The 26,453-nt window shown below is 69.5% G+C and carries 24 protein-coding genes; 17 read left to right on the forward strand and 7 right to left on the reverse strand.

All coding sequences use genetic code 11. The features are described 5' to 3' along the window. Positions 1-202 precede the first annotated feature (202 nt). Both AC57BS_RS00005 and AC57BS_RS00010 read left to right on the forward strand, forming a co-directional pair. Complete coding sequence (locus AC57BS_RS00005; protein WP_496409502.1) at positions 203-514, forward strand: winged helix-turn-helix domain-containing protein; 312 nt, start codon at positions 203-205, stop codon at positions 512-514. Beyond that, positions 511-948: a hypothetical protein gene (locus tag AC57BS_RS00010; protein ID WP_496409503.1), complete on the forward strand. Its 438-nt coding sequence runs from the start codon at positions 511-513 to the stop codon at positions 946-948. The genes AC57BS_RS00005 and AC57BS_RS00010 overlap by 4 nt, the downstream gene beginning before the upstream one ends. Before the next feature lie 73 nt (positions 949-1,021). Here AC57BS_RS00010 and AC57BS_RS00015 read toward each other — a convergent pair whose 3' ends face one another. The 5 genes from AC57BS_RS00015 to AC57BS_RS00035 form a co-directional block, all read right to left on the reverse strand. Further along, entirely contained in the window at positions 1,022-1,309 is a 288-nt protein-coding gene (locus AC57BS_RS00015; RefSeq protein WP_496409504.1) for a hypothetical protein, read from the reverse strand. Between the two features lie 337 nt (positions 1,310-1,646). Further along, positions 1,647-2,423, reverse strand: a complete 777-nt coding sequence (locus AC57BS_RS00020) for a hypothetical protein (RefSeq protein ID WP_496409505.1) — start codon at positions 2,421-2,423, stop codon at positions 1,647-1,649. Then, a complete protein-coding gene (locus tag AC57BS_RS00025; protein WP_496409506.1) occupies positions 2,420-2,656 on the reverse strand; it encodes an antitoxin VbhA family protein in 237 nt (78 codons plus the stop codon). The genes AC57BS_RS00020 and AC57BS_RS00025 overlap by 4 nt, the downstream gene beginning before the upstream one ends. Next, positions 2,653-3,771 carry a hypothetical protein gene (locus AC57BS_RS00030; RefSeq protein ID WP_496409507.1) on the reverse strand — a complete coding sequence of 373 codons (1,119 nt, stop codon included), beginning with the start codon at positions 3,769-3,771 and terminating at the stop codon, positions 2,653-2,655. Before AC57BS_RS00030 ends, AC57BS_RS00025 begins: the two co-directional genes overlap by 4 nt. Before the next feature lie 241 nt (positions 3,772-4,012). Then, positions 4,013-4,486: a hypothetical protein gene (locus tag AC57BS_RS00035; RefSeq protein WP_496409508.1), complete on the reverse strand. Its 474-nt coding sequence runs from the start codon at positions 4,484-4,486 to the stop codon at positions 4,013-4,015. A gap of 322 nt (positions 4,487-4,808) precedes the next feature. Here AC57BS_RS00035 and AC57BS_RS00040 point away from each other — a divergent pair, with 322 nt between their 5' ends. From AC57BS_RS00040 to AC57BS_RS00060, 5 genes are all read left to right on the forward strand, one after another. Continuing rightward, positions 4,809-5,516, forward strand: coding sequence for a hypothetical protein (locus AC57BS_RS00040; protein WP_496409509.1), 708 nt, complete (start codon positions 4,809-4,811; stop codon positions 5,514-5,516). A gap of 19 nt (positions 5,517-5,535) precedes the next feature. Beyond that, positions 5,536-6,144 (forward strand): DUF3145 family protein, encoded by a 609-nt coding sequence (locus tag AC57BS_RS00045; RefSeq protein WP_496409510.1) that lies wholly within the window; start codon positions 5,536-5,538, stop codon positions 6,142-6,144. 80 nt (positions 6,145-6,224) lie between these two features. Next, the gene (locus AC57BS_RS00050) at positions 6,225-7,286 is read left to right on the forward strand and encodes a DUF4192 domain-containing protein (protein ID WP_496409511.1); all 1,062 of its coding nucleotides are present in this window, start codon (positions 6,225-6,227) and stop codon (positions 7,284-7,286) included. A 20-nt stretch (positions 7,287-7,306) separates the two neighbouring features. After that, positions 7,307-7,465 (forward strand): hypothetical protein, encoded by a 159-nt coding sequence (locus tag AC57BS_RS00055; protein WP_496409512.1) that lies wholly within the window; start codon positions 7,307-7,309, stop codon positions 7,463-7,465. Between the two features lie 188 nt (positions 7,466-7,653). Beyond that, the gene (locus AC57BS_RS00060) at positions 7,654-8,580 is read left to right on the forward strand and encodes a hypothetical protein (RefSeq protein WP_496409513.1); all 927 of its coding nucleotides are present in this window, start codon (positions 7,654-7,656) and stop codon (positions 8,578-8,580) included. A gap of 305 nt (positions 8,581-8,885) precedes the next feature. Here AC57BS_RS00060 and AC57BS_RS00065 read toward each other — a convergent pair whose 3' ends face one another. Then, positions 8,886-10,175: a DUF1173 domain-containing protein gene (locus tag AC57BS_RS00065; protein ID WP_496409514.1), complete on the reverse strand. Its 1,290-nt coding sequence runs from the start codon at positions 10,173-10,175 to the stop codon at positions 8,886-8,888. 344 nt (positions 10,176-10,519) lie between these two features. On the opposite strand from AC57BS_RS00065, the gene AC57BS_RS00070 reads away from it, so the two are divergent. From AC57BS_RS00070 to AC57BS_RS00115, 10 genes are all read left to right on the forward strand, one after another. After that, the gene (locus tag AC57BS_RS00070) at positions 10,520-10,795 is read left to right on the forward strand and encodes a hypothetical protein (RefSeq protein WP_217996768.1); all 276 of its coding nucleotides are present in this window, start codon (positions 10,520-10,522) and stop codon (positions 10,793-10,795) included. Between the two features lie 173 nt (positions 10,796-10,968). Continuing rightward, positions 10,969-16,161 carry a helicase-like domain-containing protein gene (locus AC57BS_RS00075; RefSeq protein ID WP_496409515.1) on the forward strand — a complete coding sequence of 1,731 codons (5,193 nt, stop codon included), beginning with the start codon at positions 10,969-10,971 and terminating at the stop codon, positions 16,159-16,161. Positions 16,162-16,315: 154 nt separating this feature from the next. Next, positions 16,316-16,657 carry a hypothetical protein gene (locus AC57BS_RS00080; protein WP_496409516.1) on the forward strand — a complete coding sequence of 114 codons (342 nt, stop codon included), beginning with the start codon at positions 16,316-16,318 and terminating at the stop codon, positions 16,655-16,657. A 43-nt stretch (positions 16,658-16,700) separates the two neighbouring features. Next, a complete protein-coding gene (locus AC57BS_RS00085) occupies positions 16,701-17,168 on the forward strand; it encodes a hypothetical protein (protein ID WP_496409517.1) in 468 nt (155 codons plus the stop codon). A 115-nt stretch (positions 17,169-17,283) separates the two neighbouring features. After that, entirely contained in the window at positions 17,284-18,693 is a 1,410-nt protein-coding gene (locus tag AC57BS_RS00090) for a hypothetical protein (protein ID WP_496409518.1), read from the forward strand. A 143-nt stretch (positions 18,694-18,836) separates the two neighbouring features. Next, entirely contained in the window at positions 18,837-19,277 is a 441-nt protein-coding gene (locus AC57BS_RS00095) for a hypothetical protein (RefSeq protein ID WP_496409519.1), read from the forward strand. A gap of 679 nt (positions 19,278-19,956) precedes the next feature. Continuing rightward, on the forward strand, positions 19,957-20,904 hold the full coding sequence (locus tag AC57BS_RS00100; RefSeq protein WP_496409520.1) for a ParA family protein: 948 nt from the start codon (positions 19,957-19,959) through the stop codon (positions 20,902-20,904). 284 nt (positions 20,905-21,188) lie between these two features. Next, a complete protein-coding gene (locus AC57BS_RS00105) occupies positions 21,189-21,515 on the forward strand; it encodes a hypothetical protein (protein WP_496409521.1) in 327 nt (108 codons plus the stop codon). 274 nt (positions 21,516-21,789) lie between these two features. Beyond that, positions 21,790-22,353 (forward strand): hypothetical protein, encoded by a 564-nt coding sequence (locus tag AC57BS_RS00110; RefSeq protein WP_496409522.1) that lies wholly within the window; start codon positions 21,790-21,792, stop codon positions 22,351-22,353. A 299-nt stretch (positions 22,354-22,652) separates the two neighbouring features. After that, a complete protein-coding gene (locus AC57BS_RS00115; protein ID WP_496409523.1) occupies positions 22,653-23,687 on the forward strand; it encodes a PDDEXK nuclease domain-containing protein in 1,035 nt (344 codons plus the stop codon). Positions 23,688-23,766: 79 nt separating this feature from the next. On the opposite strand, the gene AC57BS_RS00120 is transcribed toward AC57BS_RS00115, so the two are convergent. Next, positions 23,767-25,911, reverse strand: a complete 2,145-nt coding sequence (locus AC57BS_RS00120; RefSeq protein ID WP_496409524.1) for a hypothetical protein — start codon at positions 25,909-25,911, stop codon at positions 23,767-23,769. Positions 25,912-26,453: the final 542 nt, after the last annotated feature.

Below are 26,453 nucleotides of genomic sequence, written 5' to 3' on the forward strand. Positions count from 1 at the left end.
CCGGCAAGTTTCAGCACGGAGCGTGGGAGGCCGCTGAGCAACGATGGCCGGGTTGACCTGCAGAAACGTGTTCAGACTCGAGGAACGGGAGTAGTCGCATCCACTTCTACTCCCGTCCTTTCGCCGCCGATAACTAACCTTATGTTAACTAGTGCCCTGATGCCCTCTAGTCCTCACGAGTTATCTGCGCTATGATCGTAGCATGGCTCGCTACCGAGAGATCTACGAAGACTTGCGCCGGCGCGTCCTGTCCGGCGAGTTCCCCGTCGGTGAGCGTCTCCCGTCGATCGCCGACCTGCAGGCGCACTACGACGTGCCCGGGCTCAACACGATCCGCCAGGCGCAGCAGCTGCTCGTCGACGACGGCCTGGTTGAGACCCGGCAAGGCGTCGGAGCGTTCGTTATCAGCCACGAGCCCAGCGACCGCGCGGTCGATATCGTCGCCGAGCTCCGCGCTGCCCGCGCCGCGATCGACAAGGCGCTGACTGCGCTCACTCGAGGTGACGGGCGATGAGAAAGCGCCTGCGGATCATCAAGATTCGTCGCGGACGATTCGAGGTCAGCGTCGACGGACACTCTCTGGGGCACGTTGTTCGCAAGCCCTACAGCTCTGAGCCGTTTGGTTGGTGGTGGGCAGAACCGTCACGCCCGGTGGTCAGCGACAACCGTGAGGTCGACCAGAACCCAGAGAACCCCCTCTGGTGGGGCCTCCGGCTCGTGGGCCGCCCAGGAGTGCGGCCGATGCGGCGACGGACGGAGGCCGTCCTGACCTTGTTCGACATGCAGGGCCTGGTGGAGCCCATCGCTGAAATGCTCTGGGCCGGCCAGGCCGTCGATGAGGCGGACGAAGAGTGGATTGCCCGGGTAGTCGAGGGATTCTCCGAAGTCGACGAGTACCACGCATTCATCGCGGTCTGGAAGTCCCGGCACCGTATTGGCGGATTGTGAACTGATCGGCAACGCGCGGCCCTTGCCATCGGGCACGGCAGAGGCAAGCTCGAGTCCGACCTTGGTTCTGCGCTCAGTCCGCGACGCAAAGGGCCGGCCGGCGGCCGCAAGGGCCGGTGGTGGGCGGCATGCTCTGCGCGGCCTCGACGATCGTGTCGGCGAGGATCGTTGGGAGGTTCGCCGGCGCGTACCCCAGTGCGGTCCGTGGGGTCACGCGCATGACCTCGGCGACGGCATCGATCCGGTTCCGCAGGATCTGGTCGACCACGTCGGGGTCGATCTCCAGGCCGTGCTCGGCCAGCTGGTCCTCGACGGCGCTGGCCAGCTCCCCGAATCGCTGGGTCCTGCGCGTGAGCGCCACAGCTAGGAGCCTAGGCAGCAATCGCACTTGGCGTCTTCCGAACGGGGACGAAGCCGACCCGTGGGACCGTGGCCTAGAGGCTCGTGGGTCGAGCCTCTGAGCGCGGCGGGGAGTCGAAAGAGGCTTCGGCTGGTGTCTCGGGTCACCAGCCGAAGCCGTGGTGGAAACCTACACCTGCATCTCAGGGTCGGGCAGGAGATCGCCCCAGCTGGCGACACTGATTGCCCTCCCTCACCTCGGGTACCGCGGGCAGTACGTGGAGTCGGAGGCTGCAGCGTCCAACACCTCGAGGCTCTCGGGGTTCAGCAGATTGCCCCGAGGGCCGCCTCTACGAGGGTCAGTCGTCGTCGAGGAGCGACCGAATCTCCTCGCGCTCTCTCTCGGGCCAGTCCAGACTCTTGACGCGCTCGAGATAGGCGTCCCGGCACTCTTCCGCGGTCCACTCCCCCGTGGCCGCGGCGAGGTCGCTCCACGTGGCCCCAGCTTTCAGGGCAGGTAACGGCGCGTAGTGCTGCGCGGTGTCTACGGCGTCCTGGATAGCCTCGACCGCAGCGACCAGCGCTGTGAGCGCACGACGGTCCTCGGGTCCGATCTGGTCCCAGCGGCGAGGGCAGTTGGCCCGGACATGCTGGAAGTTCGCGATCGCTTCGTCGAGTCCGCCAACCGTGTGAGCCCACTCCCCCGACAGGTCGAGGCTGACGGTGAAAGTGGACCATCCGCCGACCACCGCGGTGAGGGGGTCGGAGTCCGTTTCACGAGGTGGGGCGAGCTGTCGCTGTTGGCAGGCAGCTCGGTCGGAGCAGACGTACCGCCACGTTCCGTCCTTCTCGACGGGTTGGTAGCGCCGCCACGGTGCGCGCCACTTCGGCGGCTGGGTGGGGTCCACTGGCGTGACGTGGCCGCAGTCCGCGCACGCGGTCGGCTCAGTGACGCCGTGCTCCCGGACGAGCGCAGCGACAGGGTCGATCTCGCGGGAATCGACGAAGGGCCCCCACTCACCGCAACTACACCGGGCCGCGTGGAGGCGACGGCCGTCATCGGTCTGCTGGGGGCGGACGGTTCGGACGAGGGGGATGTGAATCGGGAGGGAGCGTAGGCGGTCGTGATCGGTCATTGAGACCCCCCGGCGAGGGCCAGTGTCGGGCGGGTGCCTGAGCAGCGTCGTGCGTACTCGTCCGGGGTGATCTCGCCGACGACGTACTGCACCGTGTCGTCGACCTCGGCCCGAGTCGGCTCCGTGCCCTCGGGGTGCGTCTGAGCGAGATTGCGGACGACTGTGCGCCTCTGTCCGGGGGTGAGGCCGACAAACAGTTCGGGCCACTGCACGGTGACGCTGAGGCGGCTCATTCGCTCTGTGTCTTCCGCTGGGTCTTGGGCTTGCTCGCCGCGGCGCGGAGTTGGTCGACCTGTGCCTGGAGGCCGCTGCGTTCGCTTCGGAGTTCGTCGAGCTGCTCGCCGAAGCTGGTGCGTAGGTCGGCGAGGCGCTGCTCGCCGTGGCTGCGTTCGCGTTCGACTTCGGCGCGGGCGGCGTCGCGCTCTGCCCTGGCGGTGGCTTCGGCGGCGCGGAGTTCTCCCATCTGCTCGCGAAGCTCGTCGACCTGGCCGCGTGCCACGTCGATCTGCTCGCGCGCGGCGGTGGCTGCCTGCTCAGCGCGGTCGGCGCGGGTGGTCTCGGCGGTGGCCCGCTCGACGGCTCCCCGGGCTCGCTCGTCGGCCTCGGCGCGGGCTGCCTGGGCGGCGTCGAGCTCCGCGGCGAGATGGTCGCGCTCGCCCTCTAGGACGGTGATCCGCTCCTCGAGGCGAGTCTGCAGCGCGGTGAGTTCGTTGCGAAGCGCGGCGATGGTCGCCTCCGCTTCCGCCGCAGCCGTGGCCGCGGCCTCCCGGGTCGAGGAGAGTTCCTCCTGCAGGGCGTTGGCCTCGTTCTGGTAGCCGTCGGCCTGGGCGCTGGCGTCGGCGAGCTCCTCCTCCAGACGTGCGACGGCCTCAGTGGACTCGAGGGCGGCGGCGTCAGCCTCCTCGCGCTCGGCCTCGGCGCGCCGCTGCGCCTGCTCGGCCCGGGATGCTCGGGCCGCCGCGGCCGCGATGCGCTCCTCGGCCTCGGTGGTCACCGACTCGATCTGCGCCTCGGCCGCGTCGAGGTCGCCGGCCGTGCGAATCTCCTCGATCGCTCGGGGCAGCTGATCCAGGAACAACTCGGCCATCCCGGTCAGCTGCGCCGCCAGCTCGCTGGCCCTCCGGCGGGCCGCCTCGACAGGCCGCGCCTCGTCACCAGCATCGCGAGCATCGGTCTGGCCGGTGCCCTTGAGGCGCTGGCGCTCTCTCCACCCCGCCGCCCGGTTGTGGCCGGGATCGTCGCAGTACTCCGGGGGCCGGCCGGTGCCGGCGTCACCTGCGGCCGCGGGGCGGTCGCAGCCGGGGAAGCGACACGTCCGCTGCTCTGTCTGCTGCACCTGATCGCTCATAACGTCACCATAGCATGACGCAATACGTAACGAAACGAAATGACGCAACGAAAGACGAAACCCGCAATCGTCGCCTCGCTCGTCGTTGCATGCGGGTGGCGAGCGCCGGGACGTGTGTCGGCGGTGCGTGCGCTGCTCGCGCCGGAGAGCCCCGTCGCTGACCCGAGACGCCTGCGGGATCTCGGCCTGTTCCGTCACGGCCGGCCCGCCCCGGAGCGCGCACGGGCCAGCCCGCCCGGGCTCAGCGGCTTCGGCGGCCTGCCTTGCGGATCTGCGCGGAGACGTCGGCGACGACCTCACCCAGGGAGACCGGTGCGGAGTCGTCCGCGAGTTGGTCGAGCAATTCTTCCGTGGGCTCTCCGAGTTGTGGGGCGGCGTAGGCGTCCCACAACTCGGTGGCTCGGTCGAATCGGGCGTAGGCCTCGGAGTCGGTGGGCGCTGCCGCGTGCAGCCAGACGGACGCGGTTGTTGTCACCAGGTGCGCGAGTCGGGTCGCCTCTTCGTCCGTGGCCCGAAGCACCTCACGTGCCGCCCGGCGTAGCTGGGCGGCCACATCGTCCGCTGCGGGCTCGTCGAGTGTCGGGGCGACGTACGCGTCCCACGCACTGGTGGCGACGACCAGACGGCGGTAGGCCTCGGTGTCGGCCTTCGTGCGGCGCCAGGCGGATGCCGCCATCGCCACCTGCCGCTCGAGCAGGGCCGCCTCGTCGTCCATGGCCAGCAAGTGTCGACGACTGGGCGCCGACACGGAAGACCACACGCGTCCCCCTCCCCCACTCCCCCGGGTCCACGAAGTTCGCCATGGCTGTCCGATCCAGTGCGCGACCGGTTGCTTCTCCGCAGCAGAGCACACGTCTCACGAGGAGAAGAACCTTGATGAACCAGTCCCCGAACGACTCCCCGAGCACCGCCGGCCGTCCCCACTTCCACCCGGTCGCGCTGCGGGATCAACTGACTCAAACCATGACGGCTGCGAAACAGCTCAGGTCGATCCTCGCCACGGTGGACGACCCTGGTCGCCGGCTGGGTGAGCACCGATGAACGAGCGCGAGGTGCTCGCGGCCGCCGACGCCGTCTTCGACGCGGAGCGAGCGCTGCGGCTGGCCGCGGACACCGTCGACGAGCTCGGCGACCTTGCCGCGTCGTCTCTGCGGGTCCTCGACGATGCCGCAACCGACGCCTTCTACGCGCACCAGGAGGAGCGGCGGGACTTCCACCTGGAGTCCGCCGGCGACCACCTGGCGCGGCTGCGCAACAGGTCCGGTCTGATGAACGAGCTCGGCGAGGACCTCACCCGCCACCTCACCGCCGCCGGCAGCGCCATCGAGCGCGCTGGCGACGAGCTCGCGCGCGGCATCGACGGGGATGACCGTGACACGGACGTCCGGGCACTGCGCACCCAGATCGACATCCTGACCGAGGTCGTCACGCTGGCGCGGCCGGTCGCGGAACAGATCACCCGCCACGCCCAGCACGCCGCTGAGTCAGCGGCCGCGACCGATGCACTGATGCTCCTCGACTCGCGGGTCCACCACGCCGGGCAGGAAGTGACCCGGGCCGACGAGGGCGTGTCGATGATGCGCTCGGTGATCGAGAGCGCACAGTCGCGGGCGCGGACCTCAGCGGCGCTCGCCGGTTCCCTCAGCTACACGGCCACGCACACGAGCAGCCAGTCGTGGTCCAGCGGCCCTCCGCAGCAGACCCACCAGCCCGACAATCCAGCCGACCCCGGCATCGCCATCTGAAAGGAAAGGTGCACGCGCCATGGGTGATCGCACACCGATCGAAGTCATCGTCTACTCCTGCCCACCGGAGAGAGTGAACGCCGTCCTCGAGGTCTTCGAGGAGTTCGGCCTGGGAGACAAGTCTGGCTTCCCGGCGACCCCCGTGCCAGGCCCGAGCGACCAGCGGAGCCTCGAGTTGGGCCGGGGGTACATCCACAGCGACATCTCCGTGGGTTCCAGTGCGGAGATCGCGGCGGCCCTGCCCGCCGAGGCGGCCTGGAAGGTCTGGGAGGACCCGAAGTACGAGCACCTCGGGGAGGTGCACCTGAATCACCCCGACCTGGGCGTGTTCGTCGCGGACTGCGACGCGCAGGGTCACCCGGTGTTCACCAGCGAGGAGGTCGACCGCCTCATCGAACGCACCGACGCAGACCGCGTTCAGCTCGGGCACCTGACGGGCCGCACCTGGGAGATCGCGCTCGAGCAGCTCGATGAGGCGAACAAGGGGATCGTGATCCCAAGCGACACTCCGCCCGCCTCAGCACCGCTGCAAGCCGTCGCGCTCAACCAGCTCGCGGCGGGACCGTCGCGGTGGATGCCCGCCGACGCGCCGGGTCAGGCTCGTTCGACGTCGGCCCCAGATCGGTAGCCGCCCGGTTGTCCGATCCGCCGGTTCGCCGGTTGCTTTTCCAGAAAACGTCCGCGCCAACTTGAACAGGTGGGCCCTCGATGAACAACACGCTCACGATCCGATCGCATGACGAGCTGATCGCCTACGTCCCGCACCTGCTGGGCTTCCAGCGAATCGAGTCGAGCATGGTGTGCCTCGCAATCGGCGGCGGACCGACCGCGCGCCTTGACCTTCCGGACTCCCCCGAGGCGATGAGGCAGTTCCTGGACCAGATGTCCGACGTCTACCTCCGTCGGCACCCGACTCGCCGTGTCGCACTCATCGCGTTCGGCGAGGACGGCCGGGCCTGCATCGAGGCTCTCTCCACCCTGGGCGAGACCTTGGTCGACGGCGACCGCGGTCCCGACGTCGGCCCCATGCTCTGGGTCAACGGCGAGGAGTGGTTCGACGTCCTCGACGGCACCAGCGGGACTGTCGACCCGGCGACCCGCGTCCGGATGGCCGCAGAGTTCGCCCTGATGGGCCGGGCCATGCCGGCCGCCACACGGGAGGATCTCGCCACCGCGATGCAGGGCGACCCCACTGCGGTCGCCGAGCATCTGCCGGCTGCCGAGGCCCGCGTTCTGGACATGGATGCCGCTGCTCTCCGTGCCGAGGTCGGGAGGCTGGGGACCCGGCTTGACCAGTTCCGGAGCGATCGTGAGTACCTCTCCGACGTCGACGCGGCCCGCGTCCTGGCCGTGATCCACGACAGCGGAGCTAGGAACGTGGCCGAGATGCGGATGACGCGTGAGAACGCGCCGGTCTACTCGGAGTTCTGGCACGACCTCGTCCGTCGCGCGCCGGCCGAGGTGCGTGATACTCCGGCGGCGATGCTGGCACTCAGCTCGTACCTGGAGGGCAAAGGCGCGCAGGCGTGGGTGGCGCTCGATCAGATCTCCGAGGCGCGTCCGCCGCTGGCTGACCTCGTGGCGACCGCCCTCGAGCATGCGATCGACCCGCGGGAGTGGGAGCGTGCGCTGCAGCCGGAGGCCCCGGGTTCGCTGATGCAGCAGGCAGCCCTGCGCGACAGGACCGCGCCGGAGCGCCGCACCCACGACCAGCACGACCACAACACCCACGGCGTCGACGGCCCGGAGTCGTCGACCCCTGGCCGTTGAGAAGGACGGAGACCAGACCCGTGCAGAACACTCGCTCTCGACTGGAGAAGCGCCTCGCGCGGCTCCTCGCGACCACTGCCCCACTCGCTGCGCGACCCGCGCCGGGACAGCCCCGGCTCGACGTCGTCTACCTCTCCGGAGCCGACCAGGACCGCCTGGACAGGTGTCTGCGCGAGTAGGCCTCCGGCGCACTTGTCAAGGATCCGACCGGGAACCTGGGGATAGCGACCGGTATCCACAGGCCGCCGACGCTGCGGTTGCGCTGTCGGTGGTTCGCGGCACACTCAGGTGGAAGTGTCGGCGCGTTCGGGTCGTGCCGGCTGGTGGGGATTCATGAAGAGTCCCGCCACGAGGGGACGTGAGGAACATGCGGACGTCGACCAAGTTGATCCGCCTGTGCGCCGTCGTGCCGGCTGGTCTCGCCGGCAGCTTCGTTGCGGTCATCGGCCTGGGCTTCCTGCCCGGCGCGGGCCTGGTGTTCGCGTTCCTGGGCACGCTGGTGGTTTCGCTCGTCTTGGGGTGCGGCTGGTTGGAGGCGCCTACGGCCCGGATCTTCGGGTTTGCGCGCAGCCTTCGTCCCGGGCAGCGCGCCGTCCTCGACCCGTCGCTGGCCCTCCTCGAGAAGCTCGATCTCGCCCCCGGGCGGGTGCTGGTGCGGCTCGACGACGACGCGAGGTTGCCCTCAACGCCGATCGGGCGCCGTACGGTGATCGTGGAGCCGTGGCTGGTGCAGGGCCTGTACGAGCGTCGGCTGACGACCGAGGATGCCGCGACGGCGATCGGGCACGCGGTCGCGAGCCAGCGGGTCGGCCCGTCTCGGTTCGACCTGGGGGCGCGGCTGTGGGCGCTGCCGTGGACGCTGGTGCTTGTGGTTGTGCGGCAGATCGCGCGCATGTTCTCGTGGGTGCCTGCCGGCGGGTTCGCGTGGCATCTGCGGATCGTGGTCGGTGTCATCGCCGTCTTCCAGGGCTTCCAGCCGGGCGGCGATCCTGCGATCGGGGTCGCGGCCGGCGTGTTGGTGGCGATCAGCTACATCGCACCGGCTGCCGATCGGGCCTGGCGTTCGGTGGTACAGCGCGACGCCGACCTCATCGTCGCTCAGCGCGGGCTGGCTGGCTCGTTGATCCAGCTCGCGCAGTGGCAGCACGGCTCCGCCTCGCTGGAGCGAGTGCAGCGGATCCGTGCGGCTGCGGCCGAGCGCGTCCCGTCCACGCCGCCAGAGCGTGCCGAGGGACCGGCGGTCGAGACGGCGTCCGGCGCTCGGGTGCTGACCCTCCCCACCGCGCGACGTTGAACCAGGGAGGAAGGCGACGACCATGGATGACTTGCACCTGGAGGCCGACCGGATCTTCGGGCCCTGCAACGACCCGGCGTGCCCAGGTTCCAGGCCGACGACGGACCGCACGGCACGCCTGGACCTCGACTGGCCCGGGCGGGGGCATCTTCGCCTGGTCCGGGACAGCGAGGATCGCGCCGTGGGAAGCGACGGCGACGAATAGCAGGCCGCCACAGGCCCCTGCTGCTGGTCGCGGTTGTAGCGCGGGTCGCCGACTTCGCAGGGACCAGGCGTTCGGGTCGACGGTTAGGCGATGACGTCGCTCAGTGGTCGCGATGGTGCGTGGTGTGCCGAGGGTCAGCGACGGGCGGGAGCGCCGGCATGTCTTCGCCGAGGACCCACGTCCAGACGTCGGTGCCGGTGTCGGTGGCGATCTGGGCGGCGGTGTCGCGGTCTTCCTCGCTGGTGAGGACGAACGCCGCGGTAGGGGTCTCGGTGTCGGTGAACACCAGGGAGGCCATGGGCTTGTCGGGAGCGAGGTTGTAGCGCAGCGACTTGGTGAACCTGCGGCGTGCGGCGAGCGCGGCGTCGAGAAGGAGCTTGTCGAGGAGCGACTCGTACGGCAGCCAGTGCTCATCGGTCATGACCAGGGAGATCTCCTCGGCGGTGGCCAAACCGGCGCGTCCCACGGAGAAGGTCGCGATCACCATCAGGTGGCCCTTGTCGTCGGCCTGCGCCAGTTCGAGCTCGTCACCGAACCGCTCGTTGAGGCGGGCCACGAGCTTGTCGTCGATCATGAGCGGCGCGTCGGGCAGGTGCCTGACGAGCAGTTTGTGCCCGAACCGGGCCGGCACGATGTCCTTGTATTCGCCGATCAGCATCATGAACTGCTGGCCGGCGCCGTGCTGCTGCATCGGCGCCCACGCGGAGAGCCGCCGCGCGGCGATCTCGGTCTTCTTCTCGACGTTGAACGGCTCGGGGATGTACAGCCTCGTGGCTAGCGGCTTGCCCTTGGCGAATTTCCCGCGGGCGGCCTGGCGCAGGTACCAGGAGACGATGCGCCAGTTGCGTTTGCCGTCCATACCGGGCGTCCAGGTCGCCAGGTCGGCTTCTTGCCACAGGTAGTGCAGGACGGCGCGGAGGGTGAGGCGGTTGGGGTCGGCTGCGACGGAGTCGGCTACTCCCCCGTCCCCGGCGCCGGCCGGGGCTGCTCGCTCAGCCTTGGACATGCGGAACCCCAGCTTGATGGCGGTCAGGCCGCTGTCGGCTTCTTCGGTGATCGCGCTGCCGAGGACCTGGCCGAGCCCGGAGAGCTGTTCGGGCGGCAGGTAGGAGGCGCAGCGGTGCGCGTGTTCGAGTCCGGAGTCGGGCATGCGTTTGATGACGTACTTGTCGGGCCCGATCTTGGCGACGTACATGGCCACGCCGTCGGGGCGGCACAGGCACAGGGGCCGGACCCGGTCGGTGTGCGCGGCCGCGAGGAGCTGCTGGACGTCGCGGTTGTTGATGTGGGTGATCCGGCGGCCGTAGAGCTCGAAGGTCTGCCGGTCACCGTCGTGGTCGCTGCCGTGGTCTGCCCGGCCGCTTGGCGGGGCGCTGTGTGTCGTGGTCATGCCCGGAGAAGCAACGAACCCACGCGCCGATCGGACGCCTCGCGCCGGACCGGCCGAAACTTTTTCCACATTTTCTCGCCGAGGTGTCCGATCTGTGGTCCGGGTGGGTGCCTTTCGTGGTGAGGGCGGTGGTGAGCCGTGGCGTGGGTGTCGCGGCCGGCGTCCTCACCAACGGGTTGGAGGTGCCGGCGTGGCGCGACGGCGTGCGAGTGTTGCTGACTCTGATCAGCTGGCGCTGTGGGATCTTGGTGAGCAACCTGGTGACCCGGCCGGTGAGGTCACCAGCGAGGGCGAGCTCCACACGGGCAGCTCCCTGCAGGTCGTGACGGAGGAAGGGGCTCGGGATGAACCCGTACGGGACGCGGATGCGGGAGCACTACGCGAAGCATCGGGCCACGGAGTTGGCGGCGATCGCCGATCCGGAGAGCTTCTTCGAGGAACTGGGGCTGCAGATCGAGACGGAGATCGACACGTTGGCGGACGAGATCGCCGGCCCGTCGGACCCGTCGGAGGGCTACCTGGAGCGGGTTGGCCGGCTGACAGAGGCGAGGACGACGGCGGAGTCGGAGGTCCTGCGGCAGCACATGAGGCCGGGCCTGACGACTCCCCCGAACACGTAACAACCGCGGCAGACCTCGTCGTCGACGTACAGCCGGCGACTGCGACCGCTCCGACGGGAGCGCCGGCGGTGGAACCTGCTGGGCTGATTCCTTCCGGGGAGTCGCTCCGGTTCCGGCCGGGCTCGCAGCGGGACCTGGCACCGTCGACGCCACGGGAGCGGCTGACCGCGAACGTGGCTGTGCTGGAACTGCTCGCCCAGCTCGACGAGGAGAACAGGCTCCCCTCGGCGTGGGAACAGGGTGTGTTGGCGCGCTGGTCGGGTTGGGGGTCGCTGCCGGAGGTCTTCGACGACACCGCCAACCACAACGAGGCCGCGGCGCGGGCTCGCGAGCTGCTGCAGGGCCGCGTCCGTGCCGCTGCGGCACGGACCACGCTGAACGCGCACTACACCGACGCCGCGCTGGTCAAGGCTGTGTGGTCGGCACTCGGCGGAGCCGGGTTCGACGAGGCCTCCGGGGGCCGTGTCCTGGAGCCCGGTTGTGGGTCGGGGACCTTCATCGGGTTCGCGCCCGACCATGTCCGAGACGTGGTCGGCGTCGAGCTGGACCCGACCACTGCCCGGGTCGCGTCGCTGCTCTATCCGGCCGCGGACATCCGCGGCGAGTCGTTCGCCGAGACCCGGCTGCCCGAGGGAAAGCGGGACCTGGTGATCGGCAACGTTCCGTTCGCCGACGTCGTCCCGCACGACTCCACTCACAACCGGCTCGGGCTGAGCCTGCACAACTACTTCATCTACAAGAGCCTGCACCTGGTCCGCCCCGGCGGTGTGGTGGCGGTGCTGACCTCGCGATGGACGATGGACGCAGCGAACCCGGCCGCCCGGGACGCGTTCTCCGACATGGCGGACCTGGTCACCGCGTATCGGCTGCCGAACCAGACCCACCACCAGGCGGCCGGCACTGACGTGATCACCGACCTGCTGGTCTTCCGGCGACGCCTCGAGGGCGAGGAGCCATTGGATCTCACGCCTGGGTGGCGGAATCCGGAGAGGTTGCCGTCGTTCCGGGCCGGGACCGGGCTCGAGGACGCCGAAGTCAATCTCAACTCGCTGTTCGTGCAGCAGCCGGCCCGTGTGCTGGGACGCCTCACGTCCCGCTCTGGCCGGTTCGGGCCCGAAGTCGCCGTCAGCCCACCGTTGACCAGCGAAGGTCAGAGCCTCGCCGAGCGGGTCGCGGCGGATCTGGAGCGCCAGCTGGGCATCGACTTGTCCAAGTACGCCGCCGTACGGCCCCTGTTCGCCCCTCCCCCGGCCCCGACTCGGCCCACCAGCGCCCCGGCGCCCACGTCGAACCCTGCTGCCGGTCCGTCGATGCCGGGTATGCCGGTTCCGCATCCTCGTCGCGGTGCTGGCGAGGAGGAGCCGCTGGTGCCGCCTGGGGCGGTGGTGCGGGCCGAGGGCCACATCAGCATGGGCGAGGACGGCGGCTGGCTGCACGTGCGCGACGGCGTCCCTGAGCCGCTGGAGGTGCCGAAGTCGCAGGCGAACGAGCTGCGGATGCTCACCGGGCTGCGCGACACGGTCGTCACGCTGCTGGAGGCCGAGGCGACCACGCCCCTACCCGGTGACCTGCCGACAGCCGCCACCTTGCCCAAGGGGCCGAGCGCCGTGGGTGAGGAGCGGATGACCGCGCTGCGGGAGCGGCTGAACCGGCAGTACGACGCCTACATCAAGCGGTACGGGCCGATCAACCGGGTCACCAGCCGCAACACCGGCCGGATCGACCCGAAGACCGGTGAACCGGTGCTCGCGCAGGTGCGGCCGCGGCAGGGAGGGTTCCGCGGCGACCCCCACTCCCCTGCCGTGTTCGCACTCGAGCATTACGACTCCGCGACCGGCACGGCCCGCAAGGCCGACATCTTCACCGAGCGGGTCGTCGCGCCACGGGTGTTGCGCACTCGCGCGGACTCCCCGGCCGATGCGGTGTCGCTGTGTCTGGACACCTACGGCGAGCTACGGACCAGCGAGGTCGCCCGGCTGCTCGGCGTCGACCAGACGCAGGCGGAGACCGAGCTGGAGGCGTTCGCGTTCGTCGACCCCCACACCGTCAAGCGCACCGAGGACGGCTGGACGGCCGCCTGGGTGCCACGCGCGGACTTCCTTTCCGGGAACGTCCGTGCCCGGCTGACCCGGGTCGGAGAGGTCCTCGAGCAGCTCGTCGAGGGCGCTGCCGCGACGGGCGATGAGTCGGCACAGCCGATGGTGCGCCGACTCCAGGGGGCCGAGACGGCGCTGACAGAGGTGCTGCCCGAGGACTTGGGGCCGACCGAGATCGTCGCCCAGCTCGGCGTGCCGTGGGTGCCGGCCCAGACGGTGGAGCAGTTCCTGCGCGAGACGCTCGATGACCGCACCGTTGAGGTGGAGCATCCGGGCGGGTCGGTTTGGTCGGTGCGCGGAAACCGACACTCGGTGGCCGCCCGGAACACCTGGGGCACCGAACGGGCCAGCGCGATCGACATCGTCCAGGCGTGTCTGGAGCAGCGGCAGATCCGGGTCACCGACGAGACCCCGGACGGTCGTCGGATCCCGAACGAGACCGCCACCTTCGCCGCTCAGGAGAAGGCCGAGGAGCTGCAGGAGCGGTTCGCGACCTGGCTGTGGGAGGACCCCGACCGTTGTCAGCAACTGGTTCGCGCCTACAACGACAAGCTGAACGCGATCGTGCTGCGTTCCTACGACGTCGACGAGGACAAGCACTACCCGGGCATGGCCCGTGTCCACGAAGGACGCCCGCTGCGGCTGCGACCGCACCAGCACGCCGCAGTGGCGCGGATGGTGGCCCAGCCCTCGGTGCTGCTGGCCCACGAGGTCGGAGCGGGAAAGACTCTCGCCGCGGTGACAGGTGTCTCGGAGCTGCGTCGGCTGGGCCTGGTCCGCAAGCCGGCGGTGGTGGTGCCCAACCACATGCTCGAGCAGTTCAGCCGGGAGTGGCTGCAGGCCTACCCGCAGGCCCGCATCCTCACCTGTGGCACCGAGGACCTGGTCAAGGACAAGCGACAACTGTTCGTCGCCCGAGCCGCGACCGGCGAGTGGGACGCGGTCATCATGTCCCGCTCGGCGTTCGAGAAGATCCCGGTCTCCAAGGACACCGAGGAGGCCTACCTCGACGAGCAGTTGACGCAGCTGAGGATGTGGTTGGCCGCCTCGAAGTCCGAGCGCGGCCTGTCGGTGAAGCGGCTGGAGGGCACACTGGCGCGGGCCGAGGAGCGGTTGAAGAAGCTGCGCGACGTCGAGCGTGACCCCGCGATCACCTTCGAGGCCACCGGGATCGACTACCTGTGCGTGGATGAGGCGCACGGCTACAAGAACCTCCGACTGGCCTCCAACATCCCCGGTGTCGCCGTGGACGGGTCGAACCGGGCCACAGACCTGGACTTGAAGATGTCCTACCTACGCGGCCGCCACGGCCGGCGGGTGGCCACGTTCATGACCGCGACCCCGATCGCCAACAGCGTGGCCGAGGCGTACACGATGCTGCGCTACCTCGCCCCCGCTGACCTGGAGGCGGCCGGGATCAGCGACTTCGACACCTGGGCCGCCACCTTCGGCCAGGTCGTCACCGACCTCGAGCTCTCCCCGTCCGGGACAGGGTTCCGGATGAAGGCCCGGTTCGCGAAGTTCAACAACGTCCCCGAGCTGCTGCGGCTGTGGCACCAGGTCGCCGACGTCAAGACCGCCGACGACCTCAACCTGCCCACACCCGACCTGAAGGGCGGAGCACCGGAGACGGTCGTGGTGCCGCCGAGCCAGGAGCTGGTCGACTTCATGGCCCTGCTCGCGCAGCGCGCCGATGCCGTTTCGTCGCGGGCGGTCGACCCCAGCGAGGACAACATGCTCAAGATCAGCGGCCACGGCCGCGCGGCCGCGCTCGACCTGCGGCTCGTCGACCACCAGCTCGACGGCCTGGCCGCGTTCTTGGACCGGGAGCCCTCGAAGGTCGACGCGGTCGCCGAACGTGTCGCCGGCATCTACCACGACCACGCCGACATCGCCTTCGGCAACGACCCGGAGCCAGGCGCCCTGCAGCTGGTGTTCTGCGACCTGGGTACGCCGACCGGAGCAGGCTGGAACGCCTATGAGGAGCTCAAGGCCCAACTCGTCGCCCGTGGCGTACCGGCGCCGAAGGTGAGGTTCATGCACGAGGCCAACAACGACCGCGCGAAAGCGCGGCTGTTCGAGCAAGCCCGCACCGGCCACGTCGCGGTGCTCATCGGGTCGACCGAGAAGATGGGCGTCGGCACCAACGTGCAGCGCCGCGCGGTCGCGTTGCATCACGTCGACTGCCCGTGGCGGCCCGCCGACCTGGCACAGCGCGACGGCCGCATCATGCGGCAGGGCAACCTGAACGAGTCCGTCCGGGTGTACCGGTATGTCACCGAGTCTAGCTTCGACACCTACCTATGGCAGACGGTGGAGCGGAAGGCGAAGTTCATCAACCAGCTGATGCGCGGCCGGCTGGATGTGCGCGAGATCGAGGACATCGGCGACTCTGCCCTCTCCTACGCCGAGGTAAAAGCCCTCGCATCGGGTGACCCGCGGATCATGGAGCTGGCCAAGGCCGAGACGGATGCGACCAAGCTGGAGCGCCTGGAGCGCGCCTGGGCGGCAGCCCAGCGCAGTCTCGCGGCGACGATCCGGGAGGCCAAGCCGCGGCTGGAGCGGCTGGCGACCGACCGCGAGCAGCTGATCGCGGCGCTGCCGCTGCGCCGCGACACCGACGGGGACGCGTTCTCGATGCGGATCAACGGCGAGGCGTACGACAAGCGTGCAGATGCCGCCCCTGCGCTGCAGCGGGCCCTGCTAGCGGTGCAGCCGTACCAGCGCGACCCGCAACCGCTCGGCGACGTCGGAGGCCTACATCTGCAGGTGTCCGCGGACTCGTGGATGGGCCAGCCCAGGTACGTCGTCTCGCTCGTCGAGGTACCCCGGGTGCACCTGCTCGTCGAGGCCGGCGACGTGCGTCAACCGAACACCGGCCTAGTGACGCGGGTCGAGAACCTCCCCCGTCGCCTGGAGCGGGTGCTAGACGACGTTGAGATGGACACCACCAAGATCAACCGCGAGGCAGAGAAGGCCCACGCTGGCCTGGTCGATGTCTTCCCGCGTGCCGGCGAACTGGCCGAGGTGCGCGCGAAGCGGGACCGGCTCTCGGCCGAGCTGGCCGCCGACAGCGCCGAGAAGGCCTCATGCGAACAAGCCGCTGAGCAGCCCTCCGCGCCTAACGGATGCCAGCCCCACACGCCCACCACGGTGCCCGAGCCGGCTGGCCAGGCCGGACGGCCCGCGATCGCGCCTCCACCTTCTCCCCCACGGCCGCGGCCGGACGAGGATCCGCGGCCGCCCGCCCCTGTGGGGTGGTCGCGGTGAGCACGGCCACAAGGCCCTCCCCCGTCCACAGGCGGCCAGGCGCGGCTGTTCTCCACCGATCCGGGCGCGCCGGATGCGCTGTGCTGGCCGACTCTGCTCCACTGGTCAGCGGGGTCGAACCTGCGGCCGACCTCTCTCGAAAGGACCACGCCAGATGACTAGCCCCGGAACCTATCGCTCCAGTGAGGTGTACGACGCGTCCCCGGACTTCGTCTATGCGGTCTCGCTGCTCGCCGCGCTCGAGGACGCGACCGGGCAGGAGGGGCACGCCATGGTGTTGCCGTTCCTGGGCATGGCCCGTGCCGAGCTCACTGACTTCGGGCAGCGGCGTCCGGCGCACTACGTTCCGGTGCAGATCGGCGACCTGCGGTCCGGTCTGGCCGACCTCGAGCTGCGCCTCACCGCGCTCCTAGCGGACTCGCAGGTGCTCCAGCACACCTTGCGCCTGGATTCCGCCCGTCGGCTGCTGCGCCGCGGCGTGGCAGCGGTCGCCTAACTGCGATGTCCGATCCGGCGAGTCGGCGGTTGCTTCTCCAGGCATGACGAAACCGCTGCCTCGCGATGCGACCTGGACCGACTACGTCAGCGCCCACGGTGGACCCGAGGCGTCAGGCTGGTGGGTCACCCTGCGCTGGTACGCCGACTCCGCGAGCCCGCGCCCGGAGGTCGTCGGCCCCTACCCCACTCACATGCAGGCCGTGGCTGCGATGCAGGATTCGCTGCTCATCGTCGGCCTCGCCGAGGACACCAACCGCAACGAGTGGCTGGACGACGTGTACGTGGACCCTGATCCTGCCTCGATTGCCCGCATGTGCGCCGACTACCGATCCCGGGTCACTCTGATCGACCCCGGCGACCCGAGCCACTTCGGAGGCCCCGACCCTGAGCCCATGGTCACCGCTCGCAGCGGGAGGTTGCAGGCCGGCGCACTCTCGGACGAGAGCCGCCCGGCCGCTGGAGAGGTCACGGAGCCGGCCGACCGCTCCCCCAGTTCACCGGGCAGGTAATCGCCTCTTCTCCACAATCATTTCCCGCCGCGGTGTCCGATCTGACACCGCGGCGGTTGCTTCTCCTGGGCATGGCAACGACTTGTCCTCACCAGCGACCGGCCGGTGAACCGCGATGACGGTCTCCACGTACGCCGAGCACGCCGAGCACGCCGCCCAGGCACTCAACGCCCTGATCCGTGACGACGTGATCCCGGCCGACGAGCACGCGGTCGACCAGCTGCTGCACTGTCGGGAGGCCGTGGTCGACGCGCTGCGTCAGCGGCTCTACGACGTCGGCCAGGACAGCTGGTACCCGCCGCCGGACCATCTGCCGGCCCGTACGCCGAAGCCGATGCTGGCCGGACTGGACGAGAAGCTCGCGAGCCTGGTGGACAACATCGCCTTCGCACTGCCCACGTTGACGCTCGACGAGCGCCGTCCCCACGCGGACTACCTCACCCCCGCCTCGGAGGACCCGACGGTCGAGTCGTGGCGGACGGCCGCGATCGAGCTGTTGTCGGCCTCCCACGCACTGTCGGCGGCCGAGGAACAGCCGTGGCGCACCGATCCGGGCGCAGGCTGGTGGGTGATGCGCGACGTGGCGGTGGCCCTGGAGGCGGTCCTGGTGCTGGACTCCCGCCTCGACGAGGTCGGGCTGCTGGCAGAGCATCAGCGACCGGAGTTCGCGATGGGCCTGGACGAGAAGCGCATGGTGCTCTCCCAGACCGCACGAGTGGCGACCTGGCACGCCACGAGCGCGAGCCCCGAAGAAGCCACACCGCGGCTCCGGCGAGCCGCCCCATCGACCGTCGTTGAGCCGGTGTCGCTGGTCTCCACGCCGGACGACCTCGCGGCCGCGCAGCGGCGACTCGCCCGGTTCCTGCGCCCGATGCACGCCTCCGATGCGTTCTACGCCGATGAGCCGGAGATCACCGCCGACTCAGCACGGCAGGTCACGGCCAGCCAGCTCTATCTGTGCAGGGTGTTCGCGGAGGCCGCCGGTCAGTCAGCCAAGACCAGCATGTTCGCGGCGTTCTTCACCGAGCGTGCCGAAGTGCTGGAGTCGTTGCAGCCCCAGATCAGCCATCTCTCCGACGTTAAGGCCGACCAGGAGCCGAACATGCGGCGTTTCTGGCAGCAGAGCGAGCTCACCACCTCGGTGGCCCGGATGGAGGACCACGGCGTGCCGATCAGGCTGCAGCCCACGCAGATGGTCGAGCTCGCCAAGGCAACCCACGAGGCGACCCACAACCTGGGCAAGGCTCTGCGGCGCGAACTGCTGCGGAGTAACAGCAACCTGATCGACGCCCACCCGCGCCATCGCGAGGGCCCGGTCCGGGTCGGACGCCGGTCGCGACTCGAGACCACGCTCACCGACCTGGTCAACATGCCCGCCCCCAGCGAGCCAGTGGCCCGGTTCAGCAACCCGCTCCAGCGGGCGGCCCTCCAACAGACCTTGAATCTGACCCCCTCCTCGTCGCCGAGAACCCCGATGCCGTTCCCCGCCGCGCGGAGCGCCACCTACGGAGCTCCGGCGTTCTGACAACTCAACAGCTTGCCCGGCCCCGTCAACGCGGTCAGCGATCCACGAAGGGCACCCATAATCCCCGCCCGTCTTTCGGGGAGGTGTACCTGCGGGGCCGGGCACACACAATGACCCAGTAGTCGAGACCGAAGGAGTTCCCGATGACCGAGCAGGAGTCCCGGTTCACTGACCCCGACACCGCAGTCGACCACGTCCGTCGCGTCGCCCGGGAGACTGCAACAGCGTCGGGGCACCGTGCCGCCGCGTTCGCGGTGATGGACCTGCGTCGGGAGTACCGGATCATGCCGTTGCAGCAGAAGGAAGCGCCTCCCGACCGGCTCGCGACTTGGCAGGCGGTGCGGATGGAGACTAGGTCGCTGGTGCCGATGGCGATGGGCGGCACGACGGACCGGGCGCTGTTCGACGAGCGGGTAGCGACGCCGGCGGGCCAGCCGCTTCCCCAACAGCCGGGTTGGGCGCCCGACCCGTCGCTGGCCCTGCAGGCGGCTGCGCTGCGCGCACCGGCGCACGCGTCGCCGCCTCACCGCCCGGTCCGCTCGCCCGGTCCCGACATGGGCAGGACTCCGCGGCCTGACAGATGACACGCAATCCACAACATCGACCCACCACTTCCGCAACCACAAGTCCCTCCACTCCCCCCGGAGGCTCACTCCCCCGATCGCCCGTGTCGTTGAGCATCTGATCGCAGGCTCATCGGCTCGTCTTGCAACTCGTGGGTGATGACACGCACCGCAGGCCTCATCAGACGCTCTAGAACCGGCCTCTGAGCGCCGAACAGGCCCGGGGCGGGCCAAACCACGCCTCACGAGGCCAACGGCTGAGAGCGCCCCTCCCGCATTCAGCGTTAGTGCGCAGCGCTGCCGCATGGCCCTACCGCCTCGCGCTAATGCGGCCCACTACCGCACGCCACTACCGCGCCGCGTTGGTGCTCGACACGACCGCGCCGCGGCGGTGTGACGCGGTGCCGCTGGCGACCCGCGTTCTCAACATCGCGGAGCGGTCATGCGGCGCGGTGGTTCGGCGCGGTGGTTCGGCGCAGTGGTGACCCGCGTTGCCGTGTGCAGTCGTGCCGGGCGGTGCTGTCGCGACGTGGTGCGCGGCGCTGCCGCCAGGCGCGGGTGCAATGCCGTAGCGCAGTGCGGTGGTGGACGCACTACCGCATCGCGCTACCGCGTGTCGCTACTGCGCTGCGGTGGTGCGCTAGGGGATGATCGGACGCGTTCCTGGCCCCTGAAATCCGCACAGAGAGGCTCTTCTCCAATGGCCTTGACCCAAGATGTGCTCAGCCGAGTCCTCATCTTCGCCAACGGCAAGGGCGGCGTCGGCAAGACGACCACCTCCACGAACTTCGCCGGCCTCTGCGCCGCAGCCGGCTGGCGCGTCCTGTTTATGGAGTTCGATCCGCAAGGGGACGCGGGGGACGATCTCGGATACAAGCGCAGCCCGGAGAACGACCGCGGCGCCCACTTGCTCGAGGTGCTCGACGAGAGCAAGCCACTGCAGCCGGTGCTGCGCGATGTGCGCCCTGGCCTCGACGTCATTCCGATGGGCCGGGTGGCGTTCAAGGCCATCAAGGACATCCTGGACGGCAAAGAGCGGCGCGGTACCGAGTACCGGCTGATGTTGGCGAACGCCTTGGCGCCGCTAGCGCGCGACTACGACCTGATCGTGATCGATACCCCGCCACATGAGCCGGTGGTGCTGCAACTAGTCCTAGGGGCGGCGCGCTGGCTGGTCGTGCCGACGAAGAGCGACCGATCCAGCATCGGCAACCTTGCCGAACTCGCCGTCGAGCTCACCGAGGTACGGCACGCAAACCCGCATGTGGAGATTCTCGGTGTGGTGCCGTTCGACTTCGACAAGCAGGCAACCCGGATCCACCGCGACGCGGTCGAGGACATCACAACCGTCCTTGATGGCGCGGCGGAGCTGTTCTACGACGACTCCGGTGAGGTGATCACCATCCGTCACTCGGTCGCGGCGGTCGACGCCCGGGCCGCCGGCAAGTTGGTACAAGAGCTGGCCGAAATGGCGAACGACGAAGAGGCGGGGGAGCCGTGGTGGAAGGCGCTGCGAGAAGGGCGTGCGCCCGAGAGAATCCCCGGCAGCGTTGGAGCGCTGGCTGACGACCACCTGCTGCTGACCAATGCGATCTTGACTCGGATCGACAAGCTCGAGTCGGCCAACCGACAGGAGGCCAGCGCATGAGCCGCCGCGAACCCATGTCCCCGATCGCAGGCTTGAAGAAGCCCACGGACCTTCCTTCCCCGAGCGCCCGGCCGCGTACCTTGGCGCCGGTACCTGCGCCGAGTCCGGACCCGATCGAGGAGCAGCCGGTCGACCTCGCCGCGAGCCCGTCGCCGGCGAAGGAGCCCTCTGGGGACACTGCGAAGGCTGAGCCGTCGTCCAAGTCGACCGGTCGGCCGAGGAAGTCGCGCACCGAGAAGGCGACCGCGGCGGCACGCAGTGCGAGTGCGGACACCATGCGGCCGGTGTCGGTGTCGGTGCCACTGACCATGGCGGAGGCGTGGCGGGACCGGGCGAAGCGGGACCGCACCTCGCAGGTCGATGTGCTGCTCGACGCGCTCGTGGCGCAGCAGGACGAGTTGACGGACCTGGTGGCGGCGCGCAGCGAGAAGCCGACGGTGAGCGACGGCCTGTTCGACCGGACCCCGGGGGCGAAGGGGGAGCGGTTCGTCGGTGTCTCGCTGCGGATCAAGGCGGGCAACCTCGAGGTGATCGATCAGCTGGCCGACAAGCATGGCGCCGACTCGCGGTCGCAACTGGTGGCCGCGGCCCTGTCGGCGTACCTCAGCTGAACCACTGGAGGGGAGTGCACGGGTGAGCGCACGAGTCGACGAGGCGACGACGCGGTCCAGCCGTCCGCGGCGACCCTTGGGCAAGCCGTGTCGGGCCTGCGGGTCGACCAGCACCTGGGTCGAGTGGCGACGCGAGGTTGACGGCTCCCGGCCCGGGGCAGCGAGGGAGTGGCCGTACGCCGTATGCCAGACCTGCGGTCACACCGCCAGGGGACGGCTCACGCAGTCTCGGCCGCCGGCGCAGCCTGCGGCGGCAACACCGTCGACGGAGGCGGTGTCATCGGCTGAAGCGGACACCGACGACCAGGTGGTCGCCGGCGACGGGCCGCGGGGGAGGTCGCAGCGTCCGAAGGCAAGTGACGAGCGGGTCGAGGAGCTGCTGCAGGCGGCCGGATACAACCGGGCGATCACTCCGGAGGTCCTCGAGGCGCATCGCTGGTTCGCGACGCATGCCGGGAAGCCGGGGCTGCCACGGTGGAAGGCGGCGGTGGCGCTGCTGAACGGCGCGCAGGGCCGCGGCGAAGTGCCGCACGTGCGGGAGATCTATGGCGAGGAGAAGCGCCGTCGCGAGGCGAAGCGGGCACGCGCGGCCGAGATGCGCAAGCGCGCGGGTGCGCTCGCTGACGACCACGCGGAGGCGGCTCGGGAGCACGTAGCGCGGGTGTGGGCCGAGACGGGAGCGGGGCCGACCTGGCGCGAGTTGGCCTCGGCGCTCGGCGTACAGGGGCCACTTGCGTCGGCGATGATCGACATGCTGCACCGGCGCGGTGTGCTCGCGTCGACGAAGGAGCCCCGCTCTCTCGCGGTGACCCCGGACTGGACGCCGACGCCATCGTGACTGGCGGTGTGTCGACGCATAGGTGCGTATAGGTCCGGGCGAGTTATACACACCCTGAGTCGGCGATCTGCTGCGTTCGTCCACCGTGGTGGTGGACGAACGGGGTGGGACCGAGGGTCGGTCGGTGCCGGGAGGCAGGATGACCCCACCATGAACGCACGTGACTTCGAGGTCGACGGGTCTACCAGGGGTTCGACTCGTGCAGCAGCATGCTGGGGCCTCTCGACGACCAAGTGTCGGTGCCTGCGGGCAGATTGTTGCCCCGGCGAGGCAAGAGTCGTCGACGACCGGAGTGAGTCATGAGCGAGTTGGTGCCGGGCGATGACATCCCAGAGGACGAGCAGGCGCTGCTGGGGTATCTCGTCCACATCGTCGAGGAAGGGCGCCGGGTCGCGGCCGTCCAGGTCAACGCCACTTTGACCGTGACCTACTGGTTGGTCGGACGGGCCATCTCAGTCAACATCCTGCGCGACGGCCGCGCTGAGTACGGACGGGCGATTCTTGCCTCAGTGGGGCAAGAATTGGGCGAGCGGTTCGGTTCTGGTTTCGACCCGTCGAACCTCAGCCGCATGGTGATGTTCGCCCGTCTCTTCCCTAACTATGAGAAGGTCACCGCTCTCGCGCGTCAATTGAGCTGGACCCACGTGAAGGCACTCCTGGCGATCAAGTCCGACCAGGCACGGGCGTTCTACGCCGAGGAGGCTGCGGCCAAGCACCTCAGCGTCCGCGAGCTTCGAGCGGCGATCAGCCGCAAGGCCTACGAGCGCCGTGAGATTGCGAATTCCCAGATCCCCGAGGGGTCGGCGGTGCCGCGTGACACGTTCCGCGACCCACTGATACTCGACACCCTCGGCCTTAGGGACACCTACCTGGAGAAGGACCTGGAGGCTGCAATCCTGCGCGATCTGCAGGCCTTCTTGCTCGAGGTCGGTCGTGGCTTCGCCTTCGTTGCCAGCCAGAAGCGGATGGTCATCGACGGCGACGACTTCTACCTCGACCTGCTGTTCTTCAGCCGGCCCTTGAGGCGCCTGGTCGCCGTCGAGCTCAAGATCGGGAAGTTCGATGCTCGGTTCGAGGGTCAGATGAAGCTGTATCTGAAGTGGCTCGACCGGCACGAGCGGCAGGAGGACGAGGACGCACCGATCGGGTTGATCTTGTGCACGGAGGCCAGCCGCGAGCAGGTCGAGCTCCTGGAGATGCACAAGGACGGGATCGTGGTGGCCGAGTACTGGACGGCTCTACCGCCCAAACACGAGTTGGAGCAGCGGCTCCAGGCCATGCTGCGCGACGCACGTGAGCGGCTCGCACGCCGGGAGCTGCCCTCCGGCGAGTGAGCTGGAGAGGTTGTGCACGAACGCGTTGCACAAACCTGACGTCTGGTTGCCCCGTCCACGACGGTGGGCCGGGCTCGTTCTAGCCCGCGGCCTGGCGTTCGGTGTCGTCGAGAAGGTTGCCCTGGCGCTCCAGGAACGCTGCATCGCGTTCGGCGGCTCCCTCGGGCAGGAGTGTTGCCTGCTCGACGTCGGGGGTGACGGGCCGCTCGTCGAGCGGGGTTGTGAGTCGCTGGACTGTGAGTCCGTACCGGAGCCGGTGTCGGTCCCATGCGGCCACGGAGGCGCCTCGTTCGGCGGGGGAGAGGTCCTGGAAGCGCTTTTTGCGGTCTAGGCTGCGCGCGACGTACTCGTCGGCCGGGAGGCTGCGTAGCCACGTCTGGTAGTTCTCGAGCTCGTCGAGGCCGGCGCGGATGCGGCGCTCGGCGAGCTCAGCCTTCCGTTGTGCCTGCTGGGTCAGGGACATCTGTTCGAACTCGAGACGCTTAGCCGCGGCGCGTTCGGCTCGGGCGGCGGGGGAGACGTTGTCCCACCACGCCTTCTCCCGGGCCTTGGCAGCCTTGATCGCTCGTGCCCGGCCAGCGGTCCAGCTCGACGTCGTTCCGGAGCGGTAAGCGGCTCGCTCGGCTTCGATCATCTCCAGTTGGCGAGCGTGCGCTGCGGCCGCGTCCTGTTCGACCTGGAGCGACCTCGGACGGGTGGCTGCCTGCCAGCGTCCGTGCTCGTCCACCCGGGCCTTTCCGGCCTTGCTGAGCGCGACCAGTGCGGCCTTGGCGGTGGCTCGTTGGGACTTCGACGGCTCATCCGCGAGGTTCTCCACCAGTCCTGCCTTCACTGCCAGGTCAGACAGTTCGAGGGGGCCCCCGGTGGTCAGCAGGGTGCGCCAGAGGCTGTGGCTGGCGCGGGGGAGGATGGCCCAGAGGCCGCGGGGCGTGGGGGGTGGGTCAAACACAGGTGGGGGGATTTGCCGTCCCTCCCGGTCTGGTGGGGAGTTGATTTCGAACTCATAGCTCGTGGAGTCCCGCTCGGTCGGGGACAGGCAGTCGGTGTGCAGCGTGCCGAGGCGGCCGTTGAACCTGGCCAGGGCAGCCCGGACGGTCTTGCGGTCGCCCAGGCCGGTGTCGAGGAGCAGATCCCGCTCCGGGCAGGGGACCCGCAGCCTTCCCTCACGCAGCACCCGGTCGAGCAGCTGGTGGCCGACCAGCAACAGGGCGGCCCGCTGGCGGGCAGGGACGGTCCACTTCAGCTGGTCCAACTCCTGGCGGGCGGCCGCGACGGCGTCGAGGACCTCAGCCGGCGGCGCTTCGACCTGCTTGGGCTTCTCGGGTGTGGTGTTGAACTCGCTGGCCGAGCGGATGAGGTCGTTCCACACGTAGCCGAGCCACCAGGAGTAGCCCTGGTGCTTGGCCTTGGTCATTGCCTTTGGGTGCGACTCACGGATGATCCGCCAGGCCATCTCCGGGTCGCCGATCGCCCACACCATCTCGCGGGTGCAGGCCGCCTCGACGAGGGATCGGTCGACCTCGACCGCCGTGCGGGTCTTCGTCGCGCCGGCGGCCCACGACCCGGCCGGGATCTCGCCGGTCAGCAGGTAGTTGCGCCATTCGGTGCGCAGCTGACGCTTCCACCGCTGCAATGCCAACGGCACCACGAGGCCCGAGCCGGGCACTGCAAGGGACTTGTGGCCAGCGTTGGCGGGCTTCACCTTGGCGCGGGGCCGCAACGGCGACGGCGACGGCGGGTCTGGGAGCAGCCGCTTCAGGCCGCGCAACGCCTCACGTAGCTCGCCCTTCGGCCTGGTCACCGCACCGAACCGGTGCGGTGAAGAAAGAGGGCGCACGGCGTCGCGCAGGTCGAGCTCGCTGCGCGGAACCTTCACGTCCTCGGCCAGGGCTGTGAGGAAGTCACTGACCGCGGCCGCGAGCCCGGTCCGGGCAGCAGCGGGGGCGTAGTGGAAGTCGGGGTGCGCGAAGAAGATATGCCAGCGGCCCTTCGCGCCGCCGGAGGGCCGCTCCAACACCCAGCAGTCGCGGCGGGCCAGCCAGTCGGACACCTCGGCCGTGAGGAAGTCACCGAGCGGGCCGGGTACGTCAACGTCGACCACGCCCACGCCGTCGCGCAAGTGACCAACCAGGGCGGCGATACGGCCCTTGCCGATCAGCTCGAGCCCGTCGACCAGCGACGGCACCACGGTCCTGGGGACAGCCGTGTTGCCGGAGTCGATCACCAGCCACTGCGACGCGTCAGGGTTGAACAGGTGCTCATCCAGCGCCAGCAGTCCCGGCGGGACACGCCGACCTGCATCAGGGTGTGCGGCATCGCCATGCGACGCCGGTACAGTTACCGGCAACAAGTTGTTCTACCTCCTTCCAGAGGCACCCACCGAGGAATCCAGTTGGCGCTGGCTCTCGGTCACTAAGACGGTCAGGTCCTGTTGGCGCAGGACCTTTCGTCATTTCTAGGGCGATCCACGCCCGCTGCGGCTACCGCCGGCGGCGCCCACCTCCCTCCACATGCGACGGGTCGGGAAACTCGTGGGCCGGGTCCGGGCGTGCAGCTCGACGGGCAGGTCAGCAACGGCTCGCGTTCCGAGCACCAGCGCAGGAGCGGGCACGACGAGCGCACGGAGAGAGTCGACACGCCCGCGGCGGAATGACTTCCCCGCGGCGTGGACCTGCTCTACAGTGGGCAGCACAAAGCCTCCTCTGGTGGTTCTCATAACTTCGCGAAACCGGGGTGCAACCCGGTGGAGCTTCCGACTAGGCCCCG

This window comes from Nocardioides sp. BGA-UO-ETr-FS32 (genome assembly GCF_059567905.1).